At 59.7% G+C, this 3,497-nt stretch carries 2 protein-coding genes and 1 pseudogene; 1 reads left to right on the top strand and 2 read right to left on the bottom strand.

All coding sequences use genetic code 11. The features are described from left to right. Positions 1-787: LysR family transcriptional regulator (locus tag EN893_RS24675; protein WP_164901074.1), on the bottom strand; the 787-nt coding region annotated here is incomplete at its 3' end. 701 nt (positions 788-1,488) lie between these two features. Here EN893_RS24675 and EN893_RS24670 point away from each other — a divergent pair. Then, positions 1,489-2,712 (top strand): annotated as a pseudogene (locus tag EN893_RS24670) (IS110 family transposase). A 103-nt stretch (positions 2,713-2,815) separates the two neighbouring features. Here the strand turns inward: EN893_RS24670 and EN893_RS24665 are convergent. Then, complete coding sequence (locus EN893_RS24665; protein ID WP_127262750.1) at positions 2,816-3,091, bottom strand: hypothetical protein; 276 nt, start codon at positions 3,089-3,091, stop codon at positions 2,816-2,818. Positions 3,092-3,497: the final 406 nt, after the last annotated feature.

Raw genomic sequence — 3,497 nt, 5'->3', positions numbered from 1 at the left:
CGATAACCCGCAGGGGGAACGTTTTTTCGAAATGCCTGACCAGCCGTAAGGGCATGGTCGCTATACGAGCTGTGCCGGACACCATAGGTGGAATCATGCTGAAGCCCTGCACGGCGACCTCGACACGTCTCTTAAGGCCATGCTCAAGCAAAAACCATTCCTCGATAGACGGCTTCATCGTACGCCCGAACCTGACCGCGACGTGCCTCATCGACATGTATCTCTCGAATGTAAGCTGCTGTGGCAGCTGCTTGTTTGTGGGACAGCCTACGCACACGAGCTTCTCGTCAAACAGCGCAACGCTTGAATGCACACTCGACGTGAACATATCCGGTAGAATTAGAAAATCGACGTCACCGCGCCGGAGAAGCTCATCGGGGCTATCGTCGACAGGCAGCAGTTCGAAGCTGACGGCGGGGGCTTCCCGTGAAATACGCTCCACAAGCTTTTCGAAAAACACGAGCGTGACGAAATCGGAAAGAATGATCCTGAAGAGGCGATCGGCTCGAGCTGGGTCAAACGGATCCGAAGAAATAATCGAGCACTGGATGTGCTGGAGAGCGTCGCGAACTGCGGGGGCAAATGCTGCCGCACGCGGGGTTAGAAATCTTTCGCGACCTCTTATCGTAAACAGTTCATCGCGGAAATAATCGCGCAGTCGGGCGACGGCCGCACTCATGGCGGGCTGACTCAGGTTAATCCTGCGTGCCGCCGCCGAGAGATTACGCTCCGTCAGGAGTGCGTCGAGCACAACGAGGAGATTTAGATCAAGTCCTTTGAAACGCATGTCATCAGCCATCCATGGGATGGATGCCTTTAACCGAAACAAACGACTTTAACAATTTAGCATTCTTGCAATCTTTTGTCGCAAAAAGTTTATGATGGATGACGTTAAGGTCCGACATATGAGCCGCGTGATCTGCCGAAGCGAGCAATCGTTCGTACTGTGCAGGTCAGAGATTGGCAGTTTGAAACGCCGGGCCGATGGCGCCGGTCTATCAACCAGCGTCTTCGGCGGCCCCGACCTAGCTAGGCGTGGAACCTAATAGGGTGCACCTTTCCAGTCCGAGGCGACTGATGGGCGGTTTGATCCTAAGCTGCCGTGAGGCCTGTGCCAATTGTATCGGCGAGCCAATGCAGCAGTCCGGCAGCGTTTTTGAGAGCTGTTGTAGGCTCGGCCTAAGCCCATTGGCGCAAGCCTATCTGAACGAAGCGCTTGGCCTTGCCGCTATCCGGTATGTGATCTGTGGTGCCTTCTCGTCCTGCTGTTCTTGTTTTGGAACGCCCTTATGGTGAGCCCATCCGGGACGTGGGGCACCGGGAGCACAAAGGTGCAGGCAGGCCGTCAATAGACCGTGGGCTGAGAGCCCGAGCTCGTTACATGGCCGCCCCTCGCGACTTTCCCGGATGCGCTGCGAGCGCGGATCAGTAGATGTCGTGTTGCCCGCCAGCTCCCGTCTTTGACCGAGCCAAGAAGGAGGAACGGGCATGCTTATCATCGGACTGGATATTCACCGCGCCTTCGCCGAAGCAGTGGCATGGGAGGAGGGCAGGCTCAGGCGACTCGGCCGCGTCGACATGCGGCGCGATCTGCTGGCGGCGTTCGCCGCGAAGCTGTCGCCGAACGATGTCGGGGTGATCGAGGCCACCGGCAACGCGACGTCCGCTGCAGCTGTGGTTGCGCCGCATGTGAAGAAGGTGGGGATCGCCAAGCCGAAACAGGTGTTTATCGTTGCCTATGCCAAGATCAAAACGACGATCGACGCCGACGTTCTTGCGCAGCTCTATGCCAGCGGCTTCTTGCCAGAAGTCTGGATTGCGGACGAGCCGACGCAGGCTCTGCGTCGACAGGTGACACGGCGCAATCAGATTGTCCGACAGAGATCTCGATTGAAGAGCGTCATCCAGTCGATCCTTCATAGCCACCTGATCCGTCCTGCCCGCATGCTGACCTGTGCGGCGCCAAGGGTCGGACCTGGTTAATCGAGCAGGTCGTACCGCAGGACGAGCGCCTCGCGATCGATGGGCATCTGCGCGAGTTCGACCGATTGGGCGAAGACCTCCAGGTCATCGAACGCGATCTTGTCCGCTCGGCTCTCGAGGATGAAGGCGTGAAGCGGCTGATGACCATTCCCGGCGTCGACATCACCGTCGCGCTGGCGATGAAGGGCGGCGATCGGCGACGTGTCGCGCTTCGACGATCCGCAGAAGCTCGTGACCTATCTCGGGTTGAACCCAAGCGTCCAGCAGTCCGGCCAGGTCCGGCCTACCATGGGCGGATCACCAAGCAGGGCCGTGGTCATGCGCGCGGCATGCTCGTCGAGGCGGCCTGGGCGGCCGCTCGTGCTCCCGGACCGTTGCGAGCCTTCTCCCTGCGGCGTGCGAGCCCGGCGCGGACAGCATGTCGCGGCCGTGGCAACCGCACGCAAACTCTCTGTCGTGATCTGTCATCTGTTGAGAAGGGCGAGAGTTACGCGTGGGCTCGACCCTCCCTGCATGCCAAGAAGCTTGCGCGATGTGGAACTCAAGGCCGGGAGCAAGGCTGTGCGCGGCCAAAAGGGAGCGCACGCCTACAACATAAAGAGCCACCGGGAAGAAGAGCGCCGCTGGGTGGAGCAGGCCGAGGGCGCCTATGCACGCCTCGTCGCCGGTTGGAACCCACGAGGTCCGAAGAGGGTAGGCACGGATGCCGCAAACGAGGCGCGACGATAGAAGCTGCGCGGCAGGGCTCTCATCTCGGACCCTGCTCTTCGCCACGCGGTCGTCCGTGCGCGACAGGAGAATAGCGCAGATTTATCAAAAAGGCTCTTGTCGATCACATCAGTGGTCTTGGGCGCTGTACGGCCGGGTGAAGACTTTGCAGGTGGCCCGGAAAGCGTTTGACCTGCAGCGAAGCAATTGTCGTCATTACGCGCTCGACCCGGGCGCCCAGCTTGGCATAAGGGCTACGTGGCCTCAGGAAGCGTCGTCGCCAATGCAGACCATGGACGAATTCCCAGCCGATGCCGAGATGCCGGTCGACCGTGCCTGTCGCCGTCCGGTGATGCGATGCCCCCGAGCGGATGAGTTCGCCCCGGATGCTCCCGGTCACGACGCACGGGTTCGGGTTCCAAGGCGCTCAGTTTTGTTCGCGCCCAATCGGTGTAGGACGCGGCAGAAATACGAGCGTGACGAAATCGGAAAGAATGATCCTGAAGCGGCGATTCGGTAGAGCCGGGTCAAACTATCCGACGAAATAAACGATCACTGGATGGGCGGGGGAGCGTCGCAAACTGGAGGGCAAGAGCTCCCGGACGCAGCGTTAAGTTTGAATACCTCCGCGGACATGGTCGCGAGCTTATCGCGCAAATAAATCGAGCAGCCGAGCGCCGGCCGCACTCATGACCGGCTGGGCTCGGTTAATCCTGCATGCCGCGCCCATGAGGTTACTTGTCCGGAGTGCGTCGAGCACAACGAGGAGATGTAGTTCACGATCTTTGAAAAGCGTGGTCAACCAT

Origin of the sequence: Mesorhizobium sp. M7A.F.Ca.CA.004.04.2.1 (assembly GCF_004022825.1) — a bacterium.
Lineage (GTDB): Bacteria > Pseudomonadota > Alphaproteobacteria > Rhizobiales > Rhizobiaceae > Mesorhizobium.
Note: the sequence above shows the minus strand (reverse complement) of the source record. Positions and strands in the feature narration are given on the sequence as shown.